This window comes from Nonomuraea ferruginea (assembly GCF_039540635.1).
GTDB lineage: Bacteria > Actinomycetota > Actinomycetes > Streptosporangiales > Streptosporangiaceae > Nonomuraea > Nonomuraea ferruginea.
This window is the reverse complement of sequence record NZ_BAABFD010000023.1, coordinates 68,772-94,114: the sequence shown is the minus strand read 5'-3', so window position 1 is coordinate 94,114 and position 25,343 is coordinate 68,772. Positions and strand designations below refer to the sequence as shown.

At 71.6% G+C, this 25,343-nt stretch carries 24 protein-coding genes; 2 read left to right on the top strand and 22 right to left on the bottom strand.

The window, feature by feature from the left end; genetic code table 11:
* Positions 1 to 90: 90 nt before the first annotated feature.
* The 19 genes from secF to pgsA form a co-directional block, all read right to left on the bottom strand.
* Complete coding sequence (gene secF, locus ABD999_RS35940) at positions 91 to 1,077, bottom strand: protein translocase subunit SecF (protein WP_148031191.1); 987 nt, start codon at positions 1,075 to 1,077, stop codon at positions 91 to 93.
* Between the two features lies 1 nt (position 1,078).
* A complete protein-coding gene (gene secD / locus ABD999_RS35935) occupies positions 1,079 to 2,869 on the bottom strand; it encodes a protein translocase subunit SecD (RefSeq protein ID WP_261808501.1) in 1,791 nt (596 codons plus the stop codon).
* Between the two features lie 34 nt (positions 2,870 to 2,903).
* A complete protein-coding gene (gene yajC, locus ABD999_RS35930) occupies positions 2,904 to 3,248 on the bottom strand; it encodes a preprotein translocase subunit YajC (protein WP_246639244.1) in 345 nt (114 codons plus the stop codon).
* 219 nt (positions 3,249 to 3,467) lie between these two features.
* A complete protein-coding gene (gene ruvB / locus ABD999_RS35925; protein WP_345483111.1) occupies positions 3,468 to 4,499 on the bottom strand; it encodes a Holliday junction branch migration DNA helicase RuvB in 1,032 nt (343 codons plus the stop codon).
* A 52-nt stretch (positions 4,500 to 4,551) separates the two neighbouring features.
* The gene (gene ruvA, locus ABD999_RS35920; RefSeq protein WP_271279059.1) at positions 4,552 to 5,172 is read right to left on the bottom strand and encodes a Holliday junction branch migration protein RuvA; all 621 of its coding nucleotides are present in this window, start codon (positions 5,170 to 5,172) and stop codon (positions 4,552 to 4,554) included.
* Positions 5,169 to 5,699, bottom strand: a complete 531-nt coding sequence (gene ruvC / locus ABD999_RS35915) for a crossover junction endodeoxyribonuclease RuvC (RefSeq protein ID WP_148034510.1) — start codon at positions 5,697 to 5,699, stop codon at positions 5,169 to 5,171. Before ruvC ends, ruvA begins: the two co-directional genes overlap by 4 nt.
* 84 nt (positions 5,700 to 5,783) lie before the next feature.
* The gene (locus ABD999_RS35910; protein ID WP_261808500.1) at positions 5,784 to 6,950 is read right to left on the bottom strand and encodes a GNAT family N-acetyltransferase; all 1,167 of its coding nucleotides are present in this window, start codon (positions 6,948 to 6,950) and stop codon (positions 5,784 to 5,786) included.
* Between the two features lie 11 nt (positions 6,951 to 6,961).
* Complete coding sequence (locus tag ABD999_RS35905) at positions 6,962 to 8,767, bottom strand: carbohydrate ABC transporter permease (RefSeq protein WP_271279060.1); 1,806 nt, start codon at positions 8,765 to 8,767, stop codon at positions 6,962 to 6,964.
* Positions 8,768 to 8,973: 206 nt separating this feature from the next.
* Positions 8,974 to 9,726 (bottom strand): YebC/PmpR family DNA-binding transcriptional regulator, encoded by a 753-nt coding sequence (locus ABD999_RS35900; RefSeq protein WP_148031186.1) that lies wholly within the window; start codon positions 9,724 to 9,726, stop codon positions 8,974 to 8,976.
* 3 nt (positions 9,727 to 9,729) lie between these two features.
* Positions 9,730 to 10,308: a pyridoxal 5'-phosphate synthase glutaminase subunit PdxT gene (gene pdxT, locus ABD999_RS35895; protein WP_148031185.1), complete on the bottom strand. Its 579-nt coding sequence runs from the start codon at positions 10,306 to 10,308 to the stop codon at positions 9,730 to 9,732.
* 62 nt (positions 10,309 to 10,370) lie between these two features.
* Entirely contained in the window at positions 10,371 to 11,243 is an 873-nt protein-coding gene (locus ABD999_RS35890; protein ID WP_345483110.1) for an endonuclease/exonuclease/phosphatase family protein, read from the bottom strand.
* An 825-nt stretch (positions 11,244 to 12,068) separates the two neighbouring features.
* Positions 12,069 to 12,224 carry a hypothetical protein gene (locus ABD999_RS35885; RefSeq protein ID WP_271278464.1) on the bottom strand — a complete coding sequence of 52 codons (156 nt, stop codon included), beginning with the start codon at positions 12,222 to 12,224 and terminating at the stop codon, positions 12,069 to 12,071.
* Positions 12,225 to 12,346: 122 nt separating this feature from the next.
* The gene (locus ABD999_RS35880) at positions 12,347 to 14,014 is read right to left on the bottom strand and encodes an alkaline phosphatase D family protein (protein ID WP_271278463.1); all 1,668 of its coding nucleotides are present in this window, start codon (positions 14,012 to 14,014) and stop codon (positions 12,347 to 12,349) included.
* Positions 14,015 to 14,223: 209 nt separating this feature from the next.
* Complete coding sequence (gene pdxS, locus ABD999_RS35875; protein WP_148031182.1) at positions 14,224 to 15,138, bottom strand: pyridoxal 5'-phosphate synthase lyase subunit PdxS; 915 nt, start codon at positions 15,136 to 15,138, stop codon at positions 14,224 to 14,226.
* Positions 15,139 to 15,249: 111 nt separating this feature from the next.
* Positions 15,250 to 16,266, bottom strand: coding sequence for a DUF3048 domain-containing protein (locus tag ABD999_RS35870; protein WP_261808499.1), 1,017 nt, complete (start codon positions 16,264 to 16,266; stop codon positions 15,250 to 15,252).
* Between the two features lie 62 nt (positions 16,267 to 16,328).
* Positions 16,329 to 16,859, bottom strand: a complete 531-nt coding sequence (locus ABD999_RS35865; protein ID WP_222709133.1) for a LemA family protein — start codon at positions 16,857 to 16,859, stop codon at positions 16,329 to 16,331.
* 8 nt (positions 16,860 to 16,867) lie between these two features.
* Positions 16,868 to 17,995, bottom strand: a complete 1,128-nt coding sequence (locus ABD999_RS35860) for a glycosyltransferase family 4 protein (protein ID WP_148031180.1) — start codon at positions 17,993 to 17,995, stop codon at positions 16,868 to 16,870.
* On the bottom strand, positions 17,992 to 18,897 hold the full coding sequence (locus ABD999_RS35855; protein WP_148031179.1) for a phosphatidylinositol mannoside acyltransferase: 906 nt from the start codon (positions 18,895 to 18,897) through the stop codon (positions 17,992 to 17,994). The genes ABD999_RS35860 and ABD999_RS35855 overlap by 4 nt, the downstream gene beginning before the upstream one ends.
* Positions 18,894 to 19,496 carry a phosphatidylinositol phosphate synthase gene (gene pgsA, locus ABD999_RS35850; RefSeq protein WP_148031178.1) on the bottom strand — a complete coding sequence of 201 codons (603 nt, stop codon included), beginning with the start codon at positions 19,494 to 19,496 and terminating at the stop codon, positions 18,894 to 18,896. The genes ABD999_RS35855 and pgsA overlap by 4 nt, the downstream gene beginning before the upstream one ends.
* Before the next feature lie 166 nt (positions 19,497 to 19,662).
* On the opposite strand from pgsA, the gene ABD999_RS35845 reads away from it, so the two are divergent.
* Together ABD999_RS35845 and ABD999_RS35840 are read left to right on the top strand one after the other, a co-directional pair.
* Positions 19,663 to 21,807: an elongation factor G-like protein EF-G2 gene (locus ABD999_RS35845; protein WP_271278462.1), complete on the top strand. Its 2,145-nt coding sequence runs from the start codon at positions 19,663 to 19,665 to the stop codon at positions 21,805 to 21,807.
* Between the two features lie 120 nt (positions 21,808 to 21,927).
* Complete coding sequence (locus ABD999_RS35840; RefSeq protein ID WP_271278461.1) at positions 21,928 to 23,496, top strand: glycoside hydrolase family 10-like protein; 1,569 nt, start codon at positions 21,928 to 21,930, stop codon at positions 23,494 to 23,496.
* On the opposite strand, the gene ABD999_RS35835 is transcribed toward ABD999_RS35840, so the two are convergent.
* From ABD999_RS35835 to ABD999_RS35825, 3 genes are all read right to left on the bottom strand, one after another.
* The gene (locus tag ABD999_RS35835; RefSeq protein WP_315970612.1) at positions 23,493 to 24,023 is read right to left on the bottom strand and encodes an HIT family protein; all 531 of its coding nucleotides are present in this window, start codon (positions 24,021 to 24,023) and stop codon (positions 23,493 to 23,495) included. The genes ABD999_RS35840 and ABD999_RS35835 overlap by 4 nt on opposite strands.
* A 67-nt stretch (positions 24,024 to 24,090) precedes the next feature.
* Positions 24,091 to 24,900: an alpha/beta hydrolase gene (locus tag ABD999_RS35830; protein WP_345483108.1), complete on the bottom strand. Its 810-nt coding sequence runs from the start codon at positions 24,898 to 24,900 to the stop codon at positions 24,091 to 24,093.
* A gap of 27 nt (positions 24,901 to 24,927) precedes the next feature.
* Entirely contained in the window at positions 24,928 to 25,341 is a 414-nt protein-coding gene (locus tag ABD999_RS35825) for a hypothetical protein (RefSeq protein WP_271278459.1), read from the bottom strand.
* Positions 25,342 to 25,343: the final 2 nt, after the last annotated feature.

The following is a 25,343-nucleotide window of genomic DNA, read 5'->3' as shown; positions in this document are numbered from 1 at the left end:
TCCGCCGGGCTTCATGATGGCGCATCCCCGCCCCTGACGTCCCCACGGCTGCGCCCCCGCCCGGGAGGGACGGGGGCGCGTGCGGACAGGTCAGCCCTTGGCCGCGGCGGCGCGCCTGGCGCCCTTGCCGCCGCCGGTGGAGGCGAGCCTCCTGGCGATGGCCTGGTACTTCGGCTCCCGCTCCTTGAGCGTCACCAGCAGCGGCGTGGCCACGCAGATCGACGAGTAGGTGCCGACCACCATGCCGACGAACAGGGCCAGCGCGAGGTCCTTCAGCGTGCCGGCGCCGAGCACGGTGGTGCCGATGAACAGGATCGCCGCCACCGGCAGGATCGCGACCAGCGACGTGTTCAGCGAGCGGATCAGCGTGTGGTTGAGCGCGTCGTTGGCGGCCATCGAGTAGGTCTGCTTCGACGTGGTGCCGAGCTTGGCCGTGACCTCCTTGATCATGTCGAACACCACGACCGCGTCGTAGAGCGAGTAACCCAGGATGGTCAGGAAGCCCAGCAGCGTCGCCGGCGTGACCTCGAACCCGGACCAGGCGTAGACGCCGGCCGTGATGACGAGGTCGTGCAGCAGCGCGACGATCGCGGCGAGCGCCATCTTCGGCTCGAACGCCATCGACAGGTAGGCGATGATCGCCACCATGAACGCGACCAGGCCCCACAGCGCCTTGGTGGAGACCTCACCGCCCCACGAGGCGCCGATCGACTGCACGTTGACCTGCTCGACCGGGGTGCCGAACTCCTTGGAGATCACGTCCTGCATCCGCAGGCTCTGGCTCTCGACGAGCGTCTCGGTGGTGACGCGGTAGCGGTCGCCGGCGGTCTGCACGATCGGCTGGTGGATGCCCTGCTCGCTGAACGTCTCGCGCACCTCCTGGACGCTGACGGTCTGCGTCGGCTGGAAGGAGAAGACCGAGCCGCCCTTGAACTCGACGCCCAGGTTGAGCCCGTTCCAGAGCAGGCCGGCGAAGGAGATCACCAGCAGGATGGCGGACAGGCTGTACCACAGCCGCCACTTCCCGACGAAGTCGACGTCGATCTCGCCCCGGTAGAGGCGTCGCCCCAGTCCCATCTCAGGCCTCCCGCGGGGTGGTCTTGCGGACGGATCCGCTGGTGTCGGCCACGCTCATGCGCTCGGCGTCCAGGCCGGACAGCGGATGACCCTTGGCGAAGAACTTCAGTCTGGCCAGCAGCGCGATGAAGGGCTTGGTGAACATGAACACCACGACGACGTCGATCAGCGTGGTCAGGCCCATCGCGAAGGCGAAGCCGGCGACGCCGCCCACCGACAGCAGGTAGAGCACGATCGCGGCGATGAACATGACGGCGTCGGCGATCAGGATCGTGCGCCGGGCGCGGACCCAGGCCACTTCGACGGCCGCGCGGAGAGTCCGCCTGCCCTCCTTCATCTCGTCGCGTATGCGTTCGAAGTACACGATGAAAGAGTCGGCAGTGATGCCGATGGAGACCACCAGGCCGATGATGTGCGGCAGGGAGAGCCGGAAACCGGCGTTCTGCCCCAGCACGACCACCGCGGTGTAGGTCAGGATCGAGGCGACGACGAGGCTCAGCACGGCCACGATGCCGAGGCCGCGGTAGTAGAGCAGGCAGTAGACGACCACGAGGGCCAGGCCGATGACGCCGGAGATGAGGCCGCCCTGGAGCTGGTCCTGGCCGAGCGTCGAGGAGACCGTGTCGATGGAGCTGCGCTCGAACTTCAGCGGAAGCGCGCCGTACTTGAGCTGCTCGGCGAGTTCGGTGGCGGACTGCTGGTCGAACTGGCCGGTGATCTCGGCGCGGCCGCCGGGAATCGGGCTGATGATGTTGGGAGCGGTGATGACGACGCCGTCGAGGACCACCGCGACCTTGTTGCGCGGTTCCTGCGAGTTGTAGGCGGTGGAGGTGAGCTTGCTCCACTCCTGGGCGCCGGCGCTCTTGAAGTCGAGCTGGACCACCCATTCGGTGGTGCCCTGCTGGACTCCGGCTGTGGCGGTGCTGATGTCGGTGCCGACGACCTTGGCTACGTCGAGGACGTACTTGAAGCTGCCGTTGGACTCACACGCGGCGTACTGCTTGCCGGGGTCGTCCTGGACTCCCTGGCCTCGGTTCTTCGGGTCGGTGCAGTCGAGCGCGGCGTACTGCTTGAGCACGGCCGGGTCGATGCCCTTGGTGTCGATCTGCGGGTTGGGGGTCTGAGCGTTGGGATCTGGTGCGGGCTCGTCGGTCGCTGACGGCGACGGTGTCGACTTCTTGTCCCTGTTGCCCCTGTCGCCCTGAGAGGGAGTCGGGGAAGTCGACGGCGCCGGGTCGGTCAGCGCCGACGAGAGCGCCTTCCCGGTCGGAGAGACTGACGGTGACCCCGAAGGCTGCGGCCTGGCCGACTGGCTCGGCGCGACCGACGGCGTCGACGACGGGGCCGTCGACGCCGTCGGGGAGACGTCCGGACTGGGCGCCTCGGTGGCGAGCTGTTCCTGCGCGATCGGAGTCATCTCCATCGCCAGGACCTGCCGGAAGCGGAGCTCCGCAGTGGTGGCGACCAGCTTGATGGCCTCGCTCTGCCCGACGCCCGGGATGGAGATGATGATGTTGTCGCCTGACTTGGCGACCTCGGCGTCGGAGATGCCGGTGCCGTTGACCCGGTCGCGGATGATGTTGACCGCGCGGTCGAGGATCTCCTCAGGAGGAGAGGCACCGTCCTGGGTGACCGGTGACAGTGTCACCGTCGTACCGCCGGCGAGATCGAGTCCTAGTTTCGGCGTGAACGCCTTCTGCAAGAACATCGTCCCGCCCAGGGCGAGGATGAGCGCCAGGAGCAGCAGGAGCGTTCGCCCCGGCTTGCTGTGGCTGCTGGTCGGTCGGGCCACTGGTCGTCAGTTCTTTCGGATTGGGGTCATGGGTTCAGGACTTCTTGCGGGAGTCCTGGTCGTCGTTGTGCTCCGCGCTCGTGTCACCGTCGGCCGGCTCGTCGGCGATGGGCTCGTCGGCCACCGGGTCACCCGGCGTGACGATACGGCCGATGGCGGCCTTGACCCAGCGCGTCTCGATGTTGGGCGCGATCTCGAGGACGACGTCTTCATTGTCCACCGCGACGACGGTGCCGAACAGGCCTGTCGTCGTCATGACACGAGTGCCCGGCGTCAACGAGTTCTGCATCTGGATCGCCTCCTGCTGGCGCTTGCGCTGCGGGCGAATCAGCAGGAAGTAGAACACCACCACCAGAAGGATCAGCGGCGCGATGCTCATGAGTTGGTCCATCAGGGGCGACCTTCCATCGTCGTACAGTGAGTTGACACCGGCTTCCCGCCGGAAATTCCGCGGTTGCGGGCGGCGCCGCTCAGCGCATCAGCCTACACAGCCAGCCAAGCCACGGAGTGTAGGCGCTTGTTGCGAAACGCGGCAACGAGGCAGCGTTTCGGCGCGCGGGGAAGTTCCCGATTCGCAATGGTTGCAACCGATTCGTGATCAGGTGGAGGGTCCGGCACCGAACGCGTCGGGCGGTGGCGTCATGCCGAGATGCGTCCAGGCGGCGGCGGTGGCGACCCGGCCGCGCGGGGTGCGCGCGATCAGGCCCTGCCGCACCAGGAACGGCTCGGCCACCACCTCGACGGTCTCCGGCTCCTCCCCCACGGACACGGCGAGGGTGGACAGGCCGACGGGGCCGCCGCCGAACTTGCGCAGCAGCGCGCCGAGCACCGCCCGGTCGAGCCGGTCGAGCCCTTCACCGTCGACCTCGTACAGCTCCAGCGCCCTGGCGGCCACCGCGCGGTCGACCACGCCGCCGGGGCGCACGTCGGGGTAGTCGCGCACGCGGCGCAGCAGCCGGTTGGCGATGCGGGGAGTGCCGCGCGAGCGCCTGGCGATCTCGTTGGCGGCGTCGTCGGGCAGCTCGACGGCGAGCAGCGCGGCCGAGCGGCGCAGCACCTGCTCCAGCTCGCCGGTCTCGTAGAAGTCCATGTGGGCGGTGAACCCGAACCGGTCGCGCAGCGGCGCCGGCAGCAGGCCGGCCCGGGTGGTGGCGCCGACGAGCGTGAAGGGGGCGATGTCGAGCGGGATGGCGGTGGCGCCGGGACCCTTGCCGACGACGATGTCGACGCGGAAGTCCTCCATCGCCATGTAGAGCATCTCCTCGGCGGGGCGGGCCATCCGGTGGATCTCGTCGATGAACAGCACCTCGCCGTCGCCCAGCGTGGACAGGATGGCCGCCAGGTCGCCGGCGCGCTCCAGCGCGGGGCCGGACGTGATGCGCAGCGGCGCGCTCAGCTCCGCCGCGATGATCATGGCGAGGGTCGTCTTGCCGAGCCCCGGCGACCCGTTCATCAGCACGTGGTCGGGCGGCCTTTGCCGCCGCAGCGCGCTCTCCAGCACCAGTGACAGCTGTTCGCGCACCCGGGCCTGGCCGATGAACTCCGCCAGCCGCTTGGGCCGCAGCGCCGCCTCGATCTGCCGCTCCTCGCCGTCGGCGTCGGGCGACACGAGCTCCCGCTCGAAAGTCACCACGCCACCTCCGCCGAGGATCGGGACGGGCCCACGCCTCCGGGGTGGCGAGTCATCGGATGCTCAGCGCCCGGAGCGCGGCCTTCAGGAGGGCGGCGATCTGCGGCGCGCGGCCGGCGGCCAGGTCGGCCTCCGCCTGGGGCTCGACGGCGGCGACGGCCTCGTCGGCGTCCTTGCCGGAGTAGCCCAGCCCGACCAGCCCCGAGTGGACCTGCTCGCGCCACAGGGTGTCCTTGCGCGAGCCGTTGAGCGCGGCGTCGACCGCCTCCGGGGAGGCGCCCAGGCGGTCTTTCAGCTCCAGGACAATGCGCTGGGCGCCCTTCTGGCCGATGCCCGGCACCTGGGTGAGCGCCTTGAGGTCGGCTCCGGCCACGGCCACGCGCAGGGCCTGCGGGGAGTGGACGGCGAGCATGGCCAGGGCGAGCTTGGGGCCGACGCCGCTGGCCGTCTGGAGCAACTCGAAGACGGCCCGCTCGTCGTCGGTCGCGAAACCGTACAGGGTGAGTGACTCCTCGCGCACCACGAGAGAGGTGGCCAGGCGCGCCTCCTGCCCGGTCCTGAGCGTGGCGAGAGTGCCTGGCGTGCAGTGGACGAGGACGCCGACGCCGCCGACCTCGACGACGGCCGCGTCGGGGGCGACGGCGGCCACCCGGCCGGTCACGGAGGCGATCACGGCCGCACGCCCTTCCGCGAGGCGCGGGCGACGGCCTCGGCCAGGCGGTGCTGGGCGCCGCCGCGCCACACGTGGCAGATGGCCAGCGCCAGCGCGTCGGCGGCGTCGGCCGGCCTGGGCATCTCGCTCAGCCGCAGCAGCCGGGTGACCATGGCGCCGATCTGCTTCTTGTCGGCGGTGCCGCTGCCGGTGATGGCGGCCTTGACCTCGGACGGCGTGTGGAGCGCGACCGGCAGGCCGCGGCGGGCGGCGCACAGCACGGCGATGCCGGCGGCCTGGGCGGTGCCCATGACGGTGCGGACGTTGTGCTGGGCGAAGACCCGCTCGACCGCGACGGCGTCGGGGCGCACGTCGTCGAGCCACTGCTCGATGCCGGCCTCGATGCCGACGAGCCGCGCGCCCAGCTCGTCGCCGGCGGCGGTGCGGACCACCCCGACGGCCACCAGGCTGAGCGGCGCGCCCGGGCGCCCCTCGACGGCTCCCAGGCCGCACCGGGTCAGCCCCGGATCGACGCCCATCACCCGCACCGGCATGCCTCCCCGCCCCGCCGAACACTAGTTCGGCACGAGACTCTACCCCGCCCGGCCTGCTCGCGCACCGGGAAACGCCTGTCAGAAGTAGTCGAGCATGTACGGGCGAGCGGCGAACGCGGCGTCGAGCACCTCGTCGTGGCGCTCGTCGCCGGTCATGAGCCCGCCGCGCCGCAGCGTGGCGGTCGGGATGCCCGCGTACAGGGCCGAGAAGGCGTTCACGCTCAGCACGGGCGCGTCTTCCCCGGCGGCGTCCGCCTGGCCGAGCCAGGTGGCGGCGCCCGAGCCGTCCGCGAACTCCAGGCGCCACAAGCCCGCGTTGCCCGCCCGCAGCGGGTCATCCACCCGGACGACGGCGGCGGCTCCGACCGCGGCCGGATAGCCCCGGCGCGCCACCGCCTCCACCAGGTCGATGACCCGGAACATCCACCGCACCTGCTCGGTCTTCTCCTTCGACCGCTCGCGCAGCAGCCACAGCACCGGGTCGTCGGGCGCGACCACGGCCTTGACCTGCTTGGCGACCGACGAGGACGTGCCGACCAGCGACCACAGCGCCCTGGCGGTGTCGGCCGAGCCGGCGACCACGCCGTCGACCTCGATGTCCTGGCCGTCCCACCGGTAGACGACGAACCCGTCGTCGGCCAGGTAGAGGAAGTCGTCCTCCTCGGACAGCCACAGCCGCCAGATGTCCTCCCCGTACGTGATGGGGCCGCTGGCGCGGGCGGCGCCGTGCAGCCGGTGCAGCAGGGCGATGACCTCGGCGGCGTCGTCGGGCCCCATCCGGCGGAGCTTGACGTCCTTGCCTGGCGGGATGGTGCGCAGCGCCTCGGCGGGCAGGGTCATCAGGTTCTGGGCGCCCGCGTGCTCGTAGCCGAGCGACCGGTAGATGGGGGTGGTGGCGGGATAGAGCGCCGACACGGCGTCGCCGAGCGCGGCGGCCCGCTCGATCACGGCGCGCATGATGAGGCTGCCGACGCCGCGCCCGCGGTCTTCCGGGCTGACGGTCACGCCGGCGACGCCGGACATGGGCTGCGGCCTGCCGTGCCACCACTGGGTGAAGGGCCGCAGCCGGGCGGCGGCCGCCATCCGGCCGCCGTCGAAGGCGCCCAGGTAGCGGCCCGCGGCCAGGGTCGGGTGCACCAGCTTGCGGAAGGTCTCCACGTGTCCGGCGGGGATGGGGCCGAAGGCGCGCTTGCGAAGGTCGAGCACGGCGTCGAGGTCGTCGGCCGTCAGGTCACGAATGTCCACAACCGTCCAACCTAAGCATCCGGCCCGTGCTCCCGCGACCCGATATCGCGCCCGACGGTGAGGGCGAGCCGGTCCAAGTACAGCAGTTGCGCCGCGACGGCGGCGGCGAGCGCGAGCACGATCGCGATCAGCGGTGTGGCGAGACCCACGTCGGCGCCGCCGCCGGGGAACTGGCTCGACGCCATGAACTGGGCGAGCGGCGCGGTGGCCAGGTCCGGCTGCTGGGTGACCAGGAGCGGCCAGAGCAGGTCCTGGGCGTTCACCAGCGTGACGGCGACGACCAGGACGCAGGCCATCGGGAACGAGGGTCTGACGACGCCTGAGAGCAGGTCGCCGGTGTTGCGCTCGGCCAGGCCCTTGCAGAGCAGGGTGAGGATGACCAGGGCGGGCACGCTGACGAGCAGCGGTGGCACGAGGGCGGCGACGGTGTCGACGAGACCGAGGCCGCGCAGGGTGTTCCAGTTGGCGATGCTGAGCGGGCCCGCGCCGACGAACAGCCAGGGGGCGAACGGCAGCAGGAGCCACTCGCTGCGCCTGCCCAGCGGGCGCAGGCCGCCGATGCCGAGCGCGCCGAGATAGGCGACGCCGACGGAGACCAGCGCGCCGGCGAAGGCGGGCAGCCAGGTGTTCAGGTGCACGTTCCGCCCGTGGGGCGCGCCCGCCTCCGCCGGCTGGAGAAGGGCCGACAGCCAGGGCCGGCTCCACAGGAAGACGAGAACCGTCGCCACGAGCAGCGCGGCCACCCCGACGGCCATGCCCGCCGCCGAGGGCTTCCGGGCGGTGTCCGGCTTCCCGGCCCCGGTCTCGTACGGGGTGCCCGGCGCGTACGGGTTGCCCGGAGGGGGCGCGGCGCCGTACGGGACGGCCGCGCCCGGCGGCTGGCCGGACAGCCCGGTCGCGAGCCCGGCGTCCTGCGGCCGGGCCTGGAAGTACGGACTGCCTGGGCCCGCCGCGGAAGCCCGCGCGGAGTGATCCTCGTCCGGAGCGGTGGCGGGGGTCACGGTGAGGCGCATGCGGGTGGCGATCGCGAGGATGGTGGCGGCGATGCCGAGCACGCCGAGGATCACGCCCGTCAGGGTGGCGATCGCGGCTCCCATGCCCAGCCTGGCCGCCCGCCAGGTGAACGTGTACTGCAGGAGCGCGAGCGTCTGGGTGGAGTCGCGCGGCCCGCCCCCGGTCAGCACCAGCCCGAGCGTGAACAGCTGCAGCCCCGCCGCGACGGTGGCGAGCGCGACGATCCCGGCGACCGCGAGCATGGCCGGGGTGACGGTGCCGCCGCGCAGGGCGGGCAGGAACGCCAGGACGGCCAGCGCGCACACCACGCCGAAGGTGGCCGCGGCGACGATGAGCCGGAGCGTTCCCGGGGCGGTCGCCGGTTCGGCGAGGGAGCGTGCCATGGCCGTCAGGCCCTCGGCGTCCGGCCGGAGCCCGCGCAGCCAGGAGACGGCGACGGCGGCCGGCGAGAAGGTCACCAGGGACAGCGACAGCAGGATGCGCCCGGCCCGCCTGACCCAGGCGCCGCCCCGGTCGAGGGCGAGCGCCAGCAGCGGCGCGACCACCAGGGCGACGAGCAGCGGCATGATCGTCACCGACAGGGTGAAGCCGAGCGCCGGCCAGAACGAGTCGTCGCCGAACAGCCGGCCGTAGTTGCCGAGCCCGGCGAACGCGCTCGGCCCCACGAGCCCGCCCGAGCGCAGGCTGAAGCCGATCGTCAGGACCGTGGGCAGGAGCAAGGTGATCAGCATGCCCAGCACGGCCGGCATGAGGAGCAGCCAGCCCAGCACCGGGGCCGGGGAGTCAGGAGTGCGGGAGGTCACGACGCCCGACCCTATGCCGATTCCGGCCCGCCCTGCTACGCGTCCGGGAACGCGCCGAGCGGGAACGACGGCCCCCCTGGGACGGCCCCCAGGAGGTCGCTGACGGCACGCCGTGAGCCCTCGGCTACCCAGGCCGGACGACGCGCCCGCCTCCGCGCGACGGCGCACTGAGCGCCCGCGAGGAGCAGGCTCGCGACGGCGGCCCGTCAGGCGTCGAGCTTCTCCATGACCTCGTCGGAGACGTCGAAGTTGGCGTAGACGTTCTGCACGTCGTCGCTGTCCTCGAGCGCGTCGATGAGCCGGAACACCTTCTTGGCGGCCTCCTCGTCGAGGGGCACGCTCATCGTCGGCAGGAAGCTGGAGTCGGCCGAGTCGTAGTCGATGCCGGCGTCCTGCAGCGCCTTGCGCACCGGCACCAGGTCGCCCGCCTCGCACACCACCTCGAACGACTCGCCCAGGTCGTTGACCTCCTCGGCGCCCGCGTCGAGGACGGCCATGAGCACGGTGTCCTCGTCGAGCCCGTCGCCGGGCACGATCACGACGCCCTTGCGGTTGAACATGTAGGACACCGAGCCGGGGTCGGCCAGCGAGCCGCCGTTGCGGGTCAGCGCGACCCGGACCTCCGAGGCGGCGCGGTTGCGGTTGTCGGTCAGACACTCGATGAGCACCGCGACGCCGCCGGGGGCGTAGCCCTCGTACATGATGACCTGGTAGTCGGCGCCGCCGGCCTCCAGGCCGCCGCCACGCTTGCGGGCCCGCTCGATGTTGTCGTTGGGGACCGAGTTCTTCTTCGCCTTGAAGATCGCGTCGAACAGCGTGGGGTTGGCATCCGGGTCAGGCCCGCCAGTCCTGGCCGCCACCTCGATGTTCTTGATGAGCTTCGCGAACAGCTTGCCGCGCTTGGCGTCGAGCGCGGCCTTCTTGTGCTTCGTCGTCGCCCATTTGGAGTGGCCGGACATCGCCTATAGCTCCCTCACCATGTCTACGAAGTATCGGTGCACGCGCGTGTCTCCCGTCAGCTCGGGATGGAACGACGTCGCGAGCAACGGCCCCTGTCGGACCGCGACGATCCTATCCCCAGGCTCGGCCCGCCCCAGCACGTCGACTCCCGGCCCGACCGATTCGACCCAGGGGGCGCGGATGAAGACGGCGTGCACGGGGGCGCCGGCGAAGTCGAGGCCGGCCTCGAAGGAGTCGACCTGGCGGCCGAAGGCATTGCGCCTGACCACCATGTCGATGCCGCCGATCGTCTGCTGGCCGGCGACGCCGTCCTCGATGCGGTCGGCCAGCATGATCATGCCGGCGCACGAGCCGTAGGCGGGCATGCCTTCCTTGACCCGCATCCGCAGCGGTTCGAGCATGTCGAAGGTCTCGGCGAGCTTCCACATGGTGGTCGACTCGCCGCCGGGGATGACCAGGGCGTCGACGGCGTCGAGCTCGGCCGGCCGGCGCACGGGGCGGGCCTCGGCGCCCGCCTCCTGGAGCATGCGCACATGCTCACGCACGTCGCCTTGCAGAGCGAGTACCCCGATTTCGGGCACGGTCGTCCTTCCGTCAGCTTCAGGGTGTCGTCCGTTCAACACCGCACATACCTGACATCTTCCTACAGAGCCAGTTCGGCGTAGAGCGGCCGGTGATCGGAGAGCGTGACGCCGTGGCCGACGTGGCAGCGGCGGACGGCGCCGGGCGGCGCGAACACGTAGTCGAGTTTCTTGCGCCCGCCGCTGCCGAGGTGCGTCCACCGTCCGGTGCGGTCGCCGCCGCGCTGGTCGCACTCCCGGTGACGCCGGTAGGCGGGGGCGACCGCGCGGCGGCCGGCGGCGGCGCCGGTGCGGCTGTCCGGCGGCGCGGCGTTCAGGTCGCCGCCGAAGACGGCCCGGTGGCCCTCCTTGGCGGCGATGTCGAGCAGCCTTCTGATCTGTTTGGTGCGGTAGGGGGCGCCCGGCTGCCTGTCGTCGTACGGGGTGCCGGCCGACAGGTGGGTGTTGCAGGCGTGCACGCGGATGGCCCGAACGGTGGCGCAGAGGACGGCGCGGCGTACGTACCAGGGCGGGGAGGGCAGCGGATGGACGCGGAAGTCGGCCTCGTGGCGGGCGACGGCGACGGCGATGCTCTGCGCGCCGCGCGGGCGGCCTAGGCGGTCGGGGTGGCACGGGTACGGGACGCCGGCGGAGTCCAGCAGGCTCCAGGAGCCGACCGTCCAGGCGCGGCCGGTGCGGATCTCCAGCGTGCGTTCGAGGGTGTGGGTCGCGCCGGAGCAGAACTCCTGCAGGAAGATCACGTCCGGGCGGACGGGGGTGCCGATCGCGTGCCCGCTGATGTTCCAGGCCAGTTCCTGGGCTCCGGCCCGGTACAGGGCGCACGCCGCGTTCGTGCCCGCGCACACGTTCCAACTGAGCACCGACAGCCGGACCCGCCCGTCCGTCGCGACGCCCGTGACGGTCAGGGCCAGCGTGAGGATCAGCCGTGCGACCACGAACGCATCCAACCAGATGGCCAGACTCCCGCGGATCCCGTACGAGCAGACAGCAACCCAGCCCCACCCCGGCGAAACGGAGCCTGGGAACCCCACCGGCCTCATCACCGGGCGAGACCCGCAACTCCCGCTTCCGGGACGACGCCACGAGCGAGAGTCCGCGGCCCCCCGACACGAACGTCACGAACCAGAGTCGGGAAAACCTAGTCTCGCGCGAGTGTCACCAGCCAAGGCCCGAAAACCCCGCCTTGGCACGGACGTCACAACTGCGGTCCCAGCTCACCTCCTGCGCGGACATCAAACCGCGGTCCCAGCTCACCTCCCGCGCGGACATCAAAACCGCGGTCCCAGCCCACCTCCCGCGCGCACCTTCACAACGCGCCCCAAAACTCCACCTCACGCGGGCATCACAACCGTCCGCGCCCGAGAAGCCTCCCCGCGCGAGCGTGACGCGCCAGGACCCGAAAACCCCCACCTCGCGCGCGAGCGTCATGGGGCGATCCCACCTCCTCGAGGTCCTCACGGGCGAGGCTCTGGGATCCGCGTCGGCGGAGAACGCCGCGCTCAGGATCTGCGGGTAACAGCCCTCGGGCCTCACGGGCCGGCGTTGGGAATCCGCGTTGGAGGGAACGCCGCGCTCAGGACCCGTGGGGGCCGTCCCCCGGCCCCACGGGCAAGCGTGAGCTCGGGGTGGATGGTCGCGCAGTGGTAGCGGCCGGCCCCCGGGCCGCACGGGCGAGCGTCCGGGATCCGCGCCGGAGAGAACGCCACGTTCAGGATCTGTGGGTAGCCGTCTCCTGGGGCGGGGTTCCGCCCTCAGAGGGGTCACGGGCATTCGATCGTCCAGCGGACGGTGTCCTCGGCCGTCATCTGGCCGCTGACACGGGCCGACGGGTCGAATCGGCGCAACGCCCGGGATCCGGTCATCACGAAGGTGGCCTTGGTGTACGCCTCCGCACGGGGCTCGCGTACGGTCGGCACGACCTTACGGAGTGCGGCATCCCAGCTCCTGGGAGGACCTCAGAGGCGAGGGTCTGGGATCCCCTCCCGGATAGCCGTCTCCGGGAGGGGAGGGCTGGGGGCGGGGTTCCGCCCCCAGAAGATCACGGGCGTTCGGTCTCCCAGCGGACGGTGTCCTCGGCCGTCATCTGGCCGCTGGAGCGGGCCGACGGGTCGAGCGGACGCAGGTAGGTCTGCTGGACGCCCGGGACCCGGTCCTCGATCACGAAGGTGGCCTTGGTGTGCGCCTCCGCGCCGGGCTCGCGTACGGTCGGCACCACCTTGAAGTCGGCGGTGAGCCGCTCGCGCTCGACCCGGGTGATCACGTAGCCGCGCTGGTTGTTGTAGAAGCGCAGGTGGGGGTTGATGCCCAGGAAGGGGTGCGTGGCGGGGTCGGAGTCGGCGCCGTCGCCGCCGCTGGTGATGGAGGTGGCGACGAGTTCGGAGCCGACCGAGGGCCCGGTCGGGTCGTCGTAGTCGAGCTTGAGGTCGGCGGCCCAGTGGGCGTGCACGTCGCCGGTGAGCACGACCGGGTTGCGCACGCCGGCGTCGATCCAGCCCTGGGTGATGCGCCGCCGGGAGGCGACGTAGCCGTCCCAGGCGTCCTGGCTGGTGACCTTGGCGGGTCCGGCGTTGTTGTCGCGCTGGGCGAAGAACACCTGCTGGCCGAGGACGTCCCACCGGGCGCCGGAGCGGCGGAAGCCGTCGAGCAGCCACTCCTCCTGCCGGGCGCCGGTGATGGACCTGGCGGGGTCGGTGGCGTCGGGGCAGTCGCGGTAGCCGTCGCCGCAGCCCTGGTCGTCGCGGTACTGGCGGGTGTCGAGCATGTGGAAGGTGGCCATCCGGCCCCACCGCACCCGCCGGAACAGCTGCATGTCGACGCCGCGCGGGATGGAGTCACGGCGCAGCGGCATGTTCTCGTAGTAGGCGCGGAAGGCGGCCTCGCGCCGGGCGAGGAAGTCCGGCTGCGGCCGGTCGGGGCGCTCGGGGACCTCGCCGGCCCAGTTGTTGTCCACCTCGTGGTCGTCCCAGACGACCAGCCACGGCGCGGCGGCGTGCGCGGCCCGCAGGTCGGGGTCGGTCTTGTACTGGGCGTGCCGGAGCCGGTAGCCGGCGAGGGTCTCGGTCTCCGGGCCCTCGTGGTCGCGGACGTTGCCGCCGGGGGCCTCGTAGCTGTTCCTGGCGTACTCGTACTGGTAGTCGCCCAGGTGCAGTATGAGGTCGGGGTGCTCCTCGGCGAGCCTGCGGTAGGCGGTGAAGTAGCCGTGCTCGTACTGGCTGCAGGAGACGAAGGCCATCGCCAGCGGGCCGCCGTAGGAGTGCGGGTGCGGCGCGGTGCGGGCGCGCCCGACAGGCGAGACGTACGGGCCGGCGCGGAAGCGGTACCAGTAGTCGCGCCCGGCGCTGAGGCCGTCCAGCTCGACGTGCACGCTGTGGCCCCATTCCGGCGCGGCGACGGCGACGCCGGAGCGGACCAGGCGGCGGCAGCGCTCGTCGGCGTACACCTGCCAGCGCACCTGGACGGGCCGGGCCGGCATGCCGCCGAGGCCGTCCTCGGCCAGCGGCTGCGGGGCGAGCCTGGTCCACAGCACGAAGCCGTCGCTGCCGGGGTCGCCGCAGGCGACGCCGAGGGTGAAGGGATCGGTGCGCGGATCGCGTGAGGCGAGGGCCTGCGCGGTCCCGGGGTCCGCGTGCGCGGCGGCGGGGATGGCGGCGGCCGCGCCGGCCGCCAGACCGGTGACGAGGAAGTGCCGGCGGTTGAGCTCGGGCATGGGAGGCTCCTGAGGAGGCGATCATGGCCAGGGGGACGTCCGTATCCTGACTGGTGATCCTGACTCCCGAGTGAACGCCGATCAACACAAAAATGGCGACATCCTTCGCGGATGTCGCCATTTTCGGAAATAAGCACCCACTGTACGGGTCACCCGCCGGACAAGATCGTCTCATCCGGCGGGCCCGGACACGGGGTGCGACGCGCCGGTTACCAGCCGCGCTCGGCCAGGCGGTGCGGCTGCGGGATCTCGTCGACGTTGATGCCGACCATGGCCTCGCCCAGGCCGCGCGAGACCTTGGCGATGACGTCGGGGTCGTCGTGGAAGGTGGTGGCCTTGACGATGGCGGCGGCGCGCTTGGCCGGGTCGCCCGACTTGAAGATGCCGGAGCCGACGAACACGCCCTCGGCGCCGAGCTGCATCATCATCGCGGCGTCGGCCGGGGTGGCGATGCCGCCCGCGGTGAACAGCACGACCGGCAGCTTGCCGGCCTTGGCCACCTCGGCGACCAGCTCGTACGGGGCCTGCAGCTCCTTGGCGGCAACGTACAGCTCGTCCTCGGGCAGCGAGGCGAGGCGCTTGAGCTCGCCGCGGATGGTGCGCATGTGGGTGACGGCGTTGGAGACGTCGCCGGTGCCGGCCTCGCCCTTGGAGCGGATCATGGCCGCGCCCTCGGTGATGCGGCGCAGGGCCTCGCCCAGGTTGGTGGCGCCGCACACGAAGGGCACCGTGAACTGCCACTTGTCGATGTGGTTGGCGTAGTCGGCCGGGGTGAGCACCTCGGACTCGTCGACGTAGTCTACGCCGAGCGACTGCAGCACCCGCGCCTCGAGGAAGTGGCCGATGCGGGCCTTGGCCATGACGGGGATCGAGACGGCGTTGACGATCCCGTCGATCATGTCGGGGTCGCTCATCCTGGAGACGCCGCCCTGCGCACGGATGTCGGCGGGCACGCGCTCCAGGGCCATGACGGCGACCGCACCGGCGTCCTCGGCTATCTTCGCCTGCTCGGGGGTGACGACGTCCATGATGACGCCACCCTTGAGCATCTCCGCCATGCCTCGCTTGACGCGGGCGGTGCCGGTGCCGGTGGTCGACGGGGTTTCGGGCGTGCTGGTGGACAACGGTCTTCCTCACGAGCTAGGGGGAACGGTAAGTTTTCAAACCCATCGTAGGTCCTGAGGCACTTCTCCCCCGCATGCCACCATGTCACGAATGGCGCGGAGTTTTGTACGTCACGGCGTCACGGGCTTGCGGCTGGCGAGCGCCACCCAGACCTGACCGGGCGCGAAGTTCATCGGCTCGCCGCTCTGTGTGGTGAACGTCGTGCCGCCCTCTTCGGATTCCCGCTCCCACCTCGCCTTGTACGCCTTGCCGTCGCGCAGCACGATGGCCGAGCCCTTGCCGACGGTCTTCACCAGCGGCGTGTAGCTCTGGTTGGAGTCGTGGAACTCGGAGCGCTCGGTCTTGGTGTACTGGATGACGACCGTGGACGCGCCGAGCTGGCCGCCCTCCGCCGCCACGTCCTTCTTGCCGTCCTGCCAGATCAGCCACTGCTTCTCGTCCTCCGACCAGCGGAAGGTGAAGCGGGCAGCGGGCCACTTGACGGTGTACGACGTGCGGTCGACGCCGCCCTCCGCGGGCGGGTCGCCGAAGGTGAAGCCGATGTCGCCGGCCTTGCTCGCCTGCCGGGCGGCGGCCAGGAGCTTCTTGGGCCTGGCGAACAGGTTGTAGGGGGCGTAGCGGCCGGGCTCGCGGTAGTAGGCGCCGGGCACCCGGCTGTCGGAGACGTCGTGCAGCGACGCCTCGGCGATGAACGGCAGCATCTTGGTCTGCGCGCCCGAGTACGCGAACGCGGGCTCGCCGAACATGGGCGCCACGTGCAGGTCGGTGATGCGGGCGCTGCGGACCGGCCCGATCTTGGCCGGGATCTTCGAGGAGAAGACCGCGATCAGGCGGGTCAGGCCGGCCTCGACCTGCGTGACGTACACGATGTCGGCGCTCTTGAGACCCATCTGCGGCTTGCCCGCCGCGGTGTTCTCGATCTTGACGGCGAGCACCGGCTTCATCTTGTCGGCGGGCTGCCCGGTGAAGGGATGCAGGTTCTCCGGCGTCGGCTCCTCGGTCGGCGTGGCCGACTCGCTGGCCTGCGGGGCGGCGCCCCCCGCGGGCTCGTCCGACGAGCAGGCCGTGACGGGGAGCAGAACAGCCAGCCCGGCCAGCGTCACGGTGATCATCCGGGGTAGCCGCACCTGTACACTCCTCCGCTTTTGCCCAGAACGGATGGAAGCTTACCGGTCTCCCTCAAACCGGGTCATTCAGTTGCCATCGTCGCGGGCGGATTGTCATCGATCTCGAAGAATTGCGGATACTCCGTATGACCCGCCAGGCGCAGCGTGCGCGCCAGCCACCGCCGCTGCGCCGCCCGCGTGACCGCGACCGCGTTGTTGTAGAAGCGGCGCGAGTAGACCACCTTGGCCACCGCGGCGTCCAGCTCCTCCAGCAGGTCCTGGCCGCCGGGCGACTCGCCCAGCCTCTCCCTGAACCGCTCCTGGTCCGCCACCGCGCGCAGCGCCCCCGACAGGTCGCTCTCGGCGTGCTCGCGCTCCTCGGGACCGGCCATCCTGGCCTCGTGCGCGGCCGCCGCCAGCACCAGCGAGGTCGCCGGGTCGAGCAGCCGGGAGCCGGCCAGCTCCAGCACCACGGCCCGCCGCCGCACCAGCGCCGCCTCCAGCGCCTCGCGGGCCAGCTCCAGCCGGATGTGCAGCCGGTCCAGGCGGCCCGCCCGCCAGGAGATGTAGACGGCCGTGAGCACCACGACGATGCCCACGACCAGGACGATCATCGTGGGTGTCACAGGTCTTCCTCCACGCCGGCGCCGGCCGCCGTCACCGTCTCGTAGACGCGCACCACGTCACGCGCGACCGTCGACCAGTCGTACTTCATGACCGCGACCAGGGCCTCCTCGGCGAGCTTGGCCCGCCGGTCCGGCGCGTCGAGCAGCGCGCCCGCCTCGCGCGCCAGCGAGGCCGGGTCGCCGTTGGCGAACAGCGCGCCCGCCTGCCCCTCGCCGAGCACCTTGCGGAACGCCGGGATGTCGCTGGCCAGCACCGTCGCGCCGGAGGCCATGGCCTCGGCGAGGACGATGCCGAAGCTCTCGCCGCGGGTGTTGGGCGCGCAGAACACGTCGACCGAGTGGTAGGCACGGATCTTGTCGGCCTCGCTCACCATGCCGAGCACGGTCACCCGGTCGCGGAACTCCTTGCGCACCCGGTCGTAGACGTCGCCGGTGTCGCCGGGCCCGGCGATCAGCAGCTTGACGTCAGGCCGCTCGGCGGCCAGCAGGTTGAAGGCGTCGAGCAGGATCGGCAGGCCCTTGCGCTCCTCGTCCATGCGGCCGAGGAAGCCGATCGTGGCGCCGCCGGGCCCCCAGCCGTCGAGCGGCTCGGCGTCGGTGTAGCGGCTGACGGTCACGCCGTTGGGGATCACCACGGTGTCGCCGCCGAACTGCTCGACCAGGCTTTTGCGGGCGGCGTCGGAGACCGCGATGCGGCCGCTCAGCTTCTCCAGCGCGCTCTGCAGCAGCGGCTCGGCCATCGCGATCGCCCGGGAGCGGGTGAAGGAGGCGTGGAAGGTGGCCACGATCGGTCCCTTCGCCGCCCAGCAGGCCAGCACGCCCAGGCTGGGGATCAGCGGCTCGTGGATGTGGAGCACGTCGAAACGGCCGTTGCGCACCCAGCGGCGCACCCGGGCGGCCGACAGGAAGCCGAACGACATCCGGGCCACCGACCCGTTGTAGGGCACCGGCACCGCGCGGCCGGCGCCCGTCACGTAGCCGGGGAGCTCGTCGTCGTCACTGGCAGGCGCGATGACGGAGACCTCGTGGTCCTGCGCCATGAGCGCCTGGGCCAGGTCGTCGACGTGCTGCTTGACACCGCCGGGCACGTCCCACGAGTAGGGGCAGACGATGCCGATCCTCACCGCGGGTCGTCCAGCCACAGGCGCTGCAGCATGTGCCAGTCTTCGGGGTGTTCGGCGATGCCCTTCTCGAAGACGTCTGCCAGGCCCTGCGCCACGGCCGCGACCTTCTCCTGGCGGGTGCCCTCCTCGGGCACCGGCACCTCCTCGTGGATGTGGATGCCCCAGTCGGCGCCGTCGAAGTAGACGACGGCGGGCAGCAGCGCGGCACCGGTCTGCACGGCCAGCAGCGGCGGGCCGGCAGGCACCTTGGTGGCCGCGCCGAAGAACTGCACCTCGACGCCGCTCTTGGTCAGGTCGCGCTCGGCCGGCAGGCACACCACGCCGCCCTTGCGCACCCGGGAGGCGAGGGTGCCGAAGTTGTGGCCGTCGCCGCCGGTCAGCGGCAGCACCTCCATGCCCAGCCCCTCGCGGAAGCGCACGTAGCGGCGGAACAGCGACTCGGGCCGCAGCCGCTCCGCCACGGTGGTGAACGGATGGCCGACGCCGACCAGCCAGGCGCCCGCGGCGTCCCAGTTGCCCATGTGGGGCAGCGCCAGCACCACGCCGCGGCCCGCGGCGACGTTGCCGTGGACGTGTTCGGCGCCGACCACGTGGGTGCGCCGGACGATCTCCGCGCGGTCGATGGAGGGCAGCCGGAAGATCTCGTGGAAGTAGCGGAAGTAGGACCGCATGCCGGCCCTGGTGAGCTCGCCGAGCTCGCTGCTGCCGGGCCGCAGCCCGGTCACCCTGGCCAGGTTGGCCTCCAGGCGGCGCACCGACCTGCCGCGCCGCCGCCACACCCGGTCGGCCAGGAACCCGAACGCCGCGGCCGTCGGGCGTTCGGGCAGGTAGGGGACCAGCGTCCAGCCCGCCGCGAACCCCGCGGCGACGACGCGATCGGTGACTGACGGCTTGCCGCTCATCGCTCCCTCGTCTGCCGGTAGACATGGACCACGCGCTGTACAACGGTGACGGCTCCGGCCGCCGCGAGCAACCACATGCCGGCCGCCAGCAGGTAGGGCACCCCCAGCCCGGAGAAGCAGGCGGCGACCAGGACCACCACCAGCCGCTCGGGACGCTCGGCCAGCCCCACGTCGCAGGTCAGCCCGAGCCCTTCGGCCCGCGCCTTCGCGTAGGACACCAGCAGGCCCGCCACCAGGGCGAACAGCGTCACTCCCGCCAGCAGGGCGTCACCGTCGGCGATGAAGTAGAGGATCAGCCCGGAGAAGATGGCCGCGTCGGCGACCCGGTCGAGCGTGGAGTCGAGGAACGCCCCCCACGTGCTGCCCCCTCCCCCGCCGAGCCGCGCCACCACGCCGTCGAGCAGGTCGAACAGCACGAACACGGTGATCACCAGGGCGCCGGCGGTGAGCAGGCCCATGGGGAAGAAGAACAGGGCGGAGACCACCGTGCCGAGAGTGCCGATCGCCGTGACGGCGTCCGGGCCGATCCCGCGGCGGACCAGTGCCCTGCCCAACGGGGTGAGTAGCCGGGTCACGGCCGGGCGCAGGAGTTTCAGCATCGCGATGTCGATCGTAGGCCATCCCGGCACCGGCCACTTTCTTTGCCCCGGCCCCCTTGTGATATCCGCCACATGGGTATTTGGTGAACACACCGCGTCCATGCGGTTTTCTCACTCCCCGCGCGGGCGCGGCGTTGGCACGCAAACCGACGACGCGGGAGGCGTAGTGGCGGACAAGAACGCGGGCGGGGCCATGGGAGCCGCGGGCAGGGCACCAGCGGCCGACAAGGCGGATGCGATACGCAATGTCGTCCTGGTCGGCCACTCGGGAGCGGGCAAGACGACCCTGGTCGAGCAACTGCTGGCGGCGACCGGCACCATCCAGCGGGCAGGCCGGGTGGAAGACGGCAACACGGTCAGCGACTTCGACGAGGTGGAGGTGCGCCAGCAACGCTCGGTCAACCTGACACCGGCGCCGCTGACCTTCAACGGCATCAAGATCAACCTTCTCGACACCCCCGGCTACGCGGACTTCGTCGGCGACCTGCGGGCCGGGCTGCGCGCCGCCGACGCGGCGCTGTTCGTGGTGTCGGCCACCGACGGGATCGACGGGCTCACCCAGATGCTGTGGGAGGAGTGCGCCCAGGTCCGCATGCCCAGGGCCGTGGTCATCACCAAGCTCGACCACCAGCGGGCCGACTTCGACGGGGTGCTCGCCACCTGCCAGGAGGTCTTCGGCGACGGGGTCGCTCCCCTGTATCTGCCGGTCATCACGAACGGGAACGTGAACGGCCTGATCGGGCTGCTGACGCAGAAGTTCTACAACTACGCGGGCGGCGGCACCCGTACGGAGAAGGAGCCGGGAGCGGAGTACGAGGCCCGCATCGAGGAGCATCGCGGCGTCCTGATCGAGGGGATCATCCAGGAGAGCGAGGACGAGTCGCTCATGGAGCGCTACCTCGAGGGTGAGCCCATCGACATCAAGGTGCTCGTCCAGGACCTGGAGAAGGCGGTCTGCGAGGGCGACTTCCACCCGGTGCTCTGCACCGGGCTCGGCGTGGGCGCGATCGAGCTGCTGGAGCTCGTCACCCAGGGCTTCCCCGCGCCCCACGAGCACCCGATGCCCGAGATCACCACCCTCGACGGCAAGCCGGTGGCGAACATCGCCTGCGACCCCGACGGCCCGCTGGTGGCCGAGGTCGTCAAGACGACCAGCGACCCGTACGTGGGCCGCATCAGCCTGGTGCGCGTCTTCTCCGGCACGCTGCGGCCCGACATGACCGTGCACGTCTCCGGCCACGGCCTGGCCGAGCGCGGCCACGAGGACCACGACGTCGACGAGCGCGTCGGCGCCCTGAGCTGCCCGCTCGGCAAGCAGCAGCGCCAGATCGCCAAGGGCGTGGCGGGCGACATCGTGGCCGTGGCCAAGCTGTCGCGGGCCGAGACCGGCGACACGCTGTCGGAGGTGGAGCGGCCGCTGCTGATGACCGCCTGGGACATGCCCGAGCCGCTGCTGCCGGTGGCGATCCGCGCCAAGTCGAAGGCCGACGAGGACAAGCTGGGGCAGGCGCTGGGCCGCCTGGTGGCCGAGGACCCGACGCTGCGCCTGGAGAACAACGCCGAGACCCGGCAGCTCGTGCTGTGGTGCATGGGCGAGGCGCACACCGACGTGCTGCTGGACCGGCTGGCCAAGCGCCACGGGGTCGAGGTGGAGCGGATCGGCCTGCGGGTGCCGCTGCGGGAGACGTTCGGCGGCCGGACTCAGGCGATGGGCCGCAACGTCAAGCAGACCGGCGGCCACGGTCAGTACGCCATCTGCCATCTGGAGGTGGAGCCGCTGCCGTCGGGCGGCGGGTTCGAGTTCGTCGACAAGATCGTCGGCGGTGTCGTGCCGCGCCAGTTCATCCCGTCGGTCGAGAAGGGCGTGCGGGCCCAGATGGACCGGGGGGTGCGCGCCGGCTATCCGGTCGTGGACGTCCGGGTCACGCTGTACGACGGCAAGGCCCATTCCGTCGACTCCTCCGACATGGCGTTCCAGATCGCCGGTCAGCTGGCGTTGAAGGAGGCGGCGTCGAAGGTGCCGACGCTGCTGCTGGAACCGGTCGACGAGTTGTCCGTGCTGGTCTCCGACGAGCACGTGGGCGCCGTGATGTCCGACCTGTCGTCGCGGCGCGGGCGGGTGCTCGGCACCGAGCCGGTGGGCCGCGGCCGCACCCTGGTCAAGGCGGAGGTGCCGCAGCTGGAGGTCACCCGGTACGCGATCGACCTGCGCTCCATGTCGCACGGCACCGGCACCTTCCAGCGCGCGTTCCTGCGCTACGAGCCGCTGCCGCCGCATCTCGCCGACAAACTGGCCGCGGAGTCGGGCTAGGGTCCCGCCGGGTCGCCGGGAGGGCAGCCCCTCCCGGCCCACCGGTCACGATGGTGTCACGAGTCGATTTCTTTTTTCCGTACGGAGCATGCCGACTCCGATGCGAGACTGGTTGGCACTATGCGAACCGGACGCCCACTCCTCGCCGCCACCGCCCTCGCCGCCGTGGCCGTCGGCGCTGCCTACACCTTCGGGCCCGCCGAGGCCGGCCAGCGCAAGGCGGAGGCGGCCAAGAAGAAGTCGACCGAGAGCGCGGTGGTCACCGCGGCGTGCAACCCCGACCCGCGCCACCCGAAACGCCAGTTGCGCGGGGTGTGGATCGCCACGGTCAACAACATCGACTGGCCCTCGCGCAAGGGCCTGTCGGCCGACCGGCAGCGGGCCGAATACACGAGGCTGCTCGACGCCGCCGCCAAGCGCAACTTCAACGCCGTCTTCGTCCAGGTCAGGCCGGCGTCCGACGCCCTCTACAAGTCGTCGATCGAGCCGTGGTCGCAGTTCCTCACCGGCACCCCGGGCAAGGACCCCGGCTGGGACCCGCTGCCGTTCCTCATCAAGGAGGCGCACAAGCGGGGCCTGGAGTTCCACGCCTGGTTCAACCCGTACCGCGCCGCCTACGACGCGAGCGTCGCCGAGCTGCCCGCCTCCCACCCGGCGCGCAAGAACCCCGGCTGGACCGTCAAGTACGGCGACCGCCTCTACTACAACCCGGGCCTGCCCCAGGTGCGCCGCCACGTGGTCAAGGTCGTCACCGACGTGGTCGAACGCTACGACGTCGACGGCGTCCACTTCGACGACTACTTCTACCCCTATCCCGCGCCCGGCAGCACGTTCGACGACCGCGCGGCCTTCAAGAAGCACGGCAAGGGCATGAAGCTGGCCGACTGGCGGCGGCAGAACGTCGACAAGCTCGTGGCCGAGGTCGACGAGGCCGTCCACGCCGCCAAGGGACACGTCAAGTTCGGCATCAGCCCGTTCGGCATCTGGCGCAACAAGGCGCAGGACCCGTCCGGCTCCGACACCTCCGGCATGTCCGCCTACGACTCGATCTACGCCGACGCCAAGGCGTGGATCGAGGCGGGCACCGTCGACTACGTGATGCCCCAGCTCTACTGGTCGCGCTCGCACAAGCTGGCCGGCTACGGCAAGCTGGCGCCGTGGTGGGCCGACGCGGTCGAGGGCACCGACGTCCACCTCTACATCGGCCAGGCGCTCTACCGGGTCGGCGCGAAGGACGAGGCCGCCTGGACCAAGCCGGGCGAGCTGCCGGCCCACCTCACGCTCAACCGCAAGCTCGACCGGATCAGCGGTGACGTGTACTTCAGCGCCAAGCAGCTGCTGACCAACCCGCTGGGCGCCATCGACCGGGTGGCCAAGGCCCACTACGCCCGCCCGGCGCTGCTGCCGCTGATGGAGGAGCGCGGCGGCGCCGCCCCGGCGAAGCCGTCGGGCGTCAAGGCGGCCGGCTCCGCCGTGTCGTGGGCGCCGGTGAAGGGGGCCCGCGCGTACGCGGTCTACCGGGTGCCGAAGTCGGGCGACGACTGCCACACGACCGACGCCCGCAACCTCGTGGCCGTGGTGTCGGACCCGTCGTTCACCGCGAAGTCGGCAGGCACCTACCTGGTGACCGCGCTCGACCGGCTCCACAACGAGAGCGGCGCGGCCCGGGTGAAGGTCGAAGCCGGCTAGTCGCGCCACGCCTCGGCGAGGAGCCGGCGGGTGTCGCGGAGCAGCTGCGGGAGCACCTTCGTGCGCGCCACCACGGGCATGAAGTTGGTGTCGCCACCCCACCGGGGCACCACGTGCTGGTGCAGGTGGGCGGCGATGCCCGCGCCCGCGACGTGGCCGAGGTTCATGCCGACGTTGAAGCCCTGGGCGCCGCTGGCCTCGCGCAGCGCGCGCAGCGCCCGCTGGGTGAACTCGCCCAGCTCGACGATCTCGGCGGCGGTCAGCTGGTCGTAGTCGGAGACGTGACGGTAGGGCACGACCATCAGGTGGCCGGAGTTGTAGGGGTAGAGGTTGAGCACCGCGTACACGACCTCGCCCCTGGCGACGACCAGGCCGTCCTCGTCGCTCATCTCGGGGATGGCGTCGAACGGGCACCCGTCGGGGCTGGTGTCGATCGGCTTGTTCTCGCCCTTGATGTAGGCCATGCGATGCGGGGTCCACAGACGCTCGAAGTTGTCGGGCTCCCCTGCCCCTGCCTGATCGTGCATATCTAGCAGCATAGGGCCCCCGTGCAACGGACCGACGAGGTGCTCATCAGGCCGGCTCCACGCCCTCCTAGCGGGTGTCGCGGATCCGGTCGGCGAGGTCCGTGACGGCGCCGATCATCCGGGGCCCGGACAGGAACACCGGGTCGTTGTGCCCGGCCCCGGCGATCTCGACGACCGTGACCGGGCCCGCGGCCGCCGCGGCGACCGCGCGGCTCTGGCCGGCCGGCACGATCGTGTCGGCGGTCCCGTACACCACCACGATCGGCGCCTTGATGGCCGCGACCCGCTCCGCGACCGGGAAGCGGTCGCGGAGCATGGCCCGTACGGGGAGGAAGGGGTAGTTGGCCTGCCCCGCCGCGGCCAGGTCGGTGAACGGCGAGCGGAGCACCAGCCCGTCCGCCGGGCGCTCGGCGGCGAGCCCGGCCAGCACGGCCGCGCCGAGGCTCTCGCCGAAGTAGATCACCGGCACGTCGCCGAGGAAGTCGCGCGCCGCCAGGACGTCCAGGCGCAGCCCTTCCTCGGTGGGGCTGCCGGGGTTGCCGCCGTAGCCCCGGTAGTCGACGACCAGCACCGGCAGCCCGCGGGCGGCGAGCGCGCGGGCCAGCGGCGCCCGATGCAGCCGGTTGCCGGCGTTGCCGCCTGCCACCAGCACGGTCACCGGGTGGTCGCCCGGCACGTACCAGGCGCCGAGCCGCAGCCCGTCAGCGGTCGTCAGCGTCACCTCGCGCGCCCCCGGCACGACCTGCCCGGCCGGCGGCACCGGGGCCGGGTCGGGCAGGTAGATCAGCCGCCGCTGGAAGACCCACAGCAGCCCGAGCAGCAGCACCGCCACCACGAGGACCACGAGGGCGGGGCGCAGCGCGCCGGGCAGGTTCACGGGGCCAGTCCACCACAGGTGAAGCGGTCACCTCACCCGGGTCATGTTGGACTCGTAGCCGCCTCCGCCCGGGTAGACCCAGGCGCCGGTGACGGAGTCGCCGTCGAACGTGCCCCGGTAGTAGGCGGGCGAGCCCTTCTCGCCGCCCCAGATGGTGAGCGTGTCGCCCGCCATCTCGTAGACGTAGTCGAAGGTCTCGCCCTGGCTGCCGTAGTAGCGGGACTTGACGTCCTCGCCCGGCTCGCCGCCGAAGGGCCGCTCCCTGCCGATCATCTCCACGCCCTTGACCGCGTGGCCGTCCTGGACGAGGTCGATCTCCTGGATGAGGAAGAAGCCGCCGTCGAGCCAGCGGTACGTGACGGTGCCCTCGCTGCCGCCCGTCACCCGCCAGGTGCCGACCAGCCGGTCCAGGGCCTCAAGCTGCTTGTCGCCGGTGTTCATGT

Coding starts and splice junctions, on each gene's coding strand:
- yajC (WP_246639244.1), bottom strand. CDS start 3,248: ATGAGCATCGCGCCGCTGATCCTTCTGGTGGTGGTGTTCTACTTCCTG.
- ABD999_RS35855 (WP_148031179.1), bottom strand. CDS start 18,897: ATGAGCGGCAAGCCGTCAGTCACCGATCGCGTCGTCGCCGCGGGGTTC.
- ABD999_RS35840 (WP_271278461.1), top strand. CDS start 21,928: ATGCGAACCGGACGCCCACTCCTCGCCGCCACCGCCCTCGCCGCCGTG.
- pgsA (WP_148031178.1), bottom strand. CDS start 19,496: ATGCTGAAACTCCTGCGCCCGGCCGTGACCCGGCTACTCACCCCGTTG.
- ABD999_RS35835 (WP_315970612.1), bottom strand. CDS start 24,023: ATGCACGATCAGGCAGGGGCAGGGGAGCCCGACAACTTCGAGCGTCTG.
- ABD999_RS35900 (WP_148031186.1), bottom strand. CDS start 9,726: ATGTCCGGCCACTCCAAATGGGCGACGACGAAGCACAAGAAGGCCGCG.
- secF (WP_148031191.1), bottom strand. CDS start 1,077: ATGGGACTGGGGCGACGCCTCTACCGGGGCGAGATCGACGTCGACTTC.
- ABD999_RS35865 (WP_222709133.1), bottom strand. CDS start 16,859: ATGATCGTCCTGGTCGTGGGCATCGTCGTGGTGCTCACGGCCGTCTAC.
- ABD999_RS35825 (WP_271278459.1), bottom strand. CDS start 25,341: ATGAACACCGGCGACAAGCAGCTTGAGGCCCTGGACCGGCTGGTCGGC.
- ABD999_RS35880 (WP_271278463.1), bottom strand. CDS start 14,014: ATGCCCGAGCTCAACCGCCGGCACTTCCTCGTCACCGGTCTGGCGGCC.